Genomic DNA, 1,634 nt, shown 5'->3' with positions numbered 1-1,634 from the left:
CTCTTAGTCTTAAAACTAAGAATTACTTTTTGCTAAAGTAATTAACTGGTTTAACGAAATATTATTTCGTTTCTTTACCTATTTCTCTGTTTAATTTTCAAAGACCAATTTTTTTCATCTTGCGACGACTTCTACTATATTACTAGATACTTCTTAATTTGTCAACAACTTCTTTCAATATTTTTTAAATATATTATTGAAGTTTTAAGTGTTAACTTATCAATGTTTACCTTTGTCGTTACTCACTCGTTGCGACAAGGAGTATTCTATCATGTGCGCATATATAATATATTTATACTAATCCTTTAAATACCGCGACTATATGTATTATTCTCCATAATACTACTAATTGTTAAGTCTCTTTCATACTGATACACTAGGGTTAGTTTAGTGATCTTTTATACATAATATATCCTAGCTGGTAGCATAAAGTTCTATTTCTACAATTTCTGGAATAGCAAAAAATCTTATAGGTAGCATTCCATTTCCTATTCCATTAGTTAATATTATTTCCCGCTTCTCTTCATAAACTATCTTCTTTACGTACCTTTGACCATATTTAGAAGATGTATAAGGTGCATATAAGCCAAAAAAAGTTACTTGCCCTCCATGTGTATGCCCTGAAAAAGCTAAATCGTAATTAATCAGCTTCTTATAGTCACTAAAAAAATCTGGATTATGAGATATAGCAATAGTAAAATTATTGCTGTTTTCTTTAAGCATATTGGCCTTCGGATTCCCTTGAACTAAATCATCCATTCCTATTATTTCTATACTATCTTCTCCAATATTTATAAACTCCTTTGCGTTTTTAAGTAGCCTGAATGAACTTGAGTTAATTCTCTCTAATAATAACTCCCTTTTTTTATAATAATCATGATTTCCTAGTACTGTAAATATCCCGTTCTTAGCTTTTAACTTTTTTAATATCTCAAATTCTATATCTAAATACTTACTTAAATCTTTCCTGCTTTTCACCGAAATGTCTAAGTAATCTCCACCAATTATTATAATGTCTGGACCTAATTTATTAATTCTATTAACTATTTTTATTAGTCTCTTAGCTCTAAATAATTTTCCATAGTGAATATCTGATATAAAAACAATCTTAAAACGGTTAAAACTTTTTGGTATTTTGCTATTCTTAACTTTAACCCGACGAACTCTGTAGGTTTGAGCTTCAATGAGTATCCATAGTATAAAAAAAACAAATAAGAATATTAAAATATGAAATACATTAGTCATATATTTACTCCTTTTTGAAACTATATATATTTAATTTTTTATTAATCCAATCTACTATTCCAGCGGTATATAGTGCCTTAATGTAATAATAAACTTGGTCCCTACATCCACCTTGCTTTGCTCTCTAAATATTGTAAACAATTAACACTTTAATAATACCTCAATTACTACTTAATTGTAAGGTAATCTAATAAAAATAACAACTCATAGCTTGGTGATAATTAGTGCAAAAAAGCAATAAAAAACACTAAGTATTAACTTAGTGTTTTTTGTAACCCGGCGACAACCTACTCTCCCACAAGGCTACCCCTGCAGTACCATTGGCGCATTGAAGCTTAACCTACCTGTTCGGTATGGGAAGGGGTGTTACCTTCATGCCATAATCACCA

1 protein-coding gene and 1 rRNA gene are annotated in these 1,634 nt (G+C 29.3%); both read right to left on the bottom strand.

The features are described from left to right. Positions 1 to 414 precede the first annotated feature (414 nt). The gene (locus LGK97_RS19545; protein WP_226261988.1) at positions 415 to 1,245 is read right to left on the bottom strand and encodes a metallophosphoesterase; all 831 of its coding nucleotides are present in this window, start codon (positions 1,243 to 1,245) and stop codon (positions 415 to 417) included. A 274-nt stretch (positions 1,246 to 1,519) separates the two neighbouring features. Beyond that, a 5S ribosomal RNA gene (gene rrf, locus LGK97_RS19540) occupies positions 1,520 to 1,634 on the bottom strand; the annotation flags it as partial.

Origin of the sequence: Clostridium sp. CS001 (assembly GCF_020443565.1) — a bacterium.
Classification (GTDB): domain Bacteria; phylum Bacillota; class Clostridia; order Clostridiales; family Clostridiaceae; genus Clostridium_AD.
Note: the sequence above shows the minus strand (reverse complement) of the source record. Positions and strands in the feature narration are given on the sequence as shown.

Bases quoted from the DNA above. Each gene is read 5' to 3' on its own strand.
- LGK97_RS19545 (WP_226261988.1), bottom strand. From the start codon at position 1,245: ATGACTAATGTATTTCATATTTTAATATTCTTATTTGTTTTTTTTATA.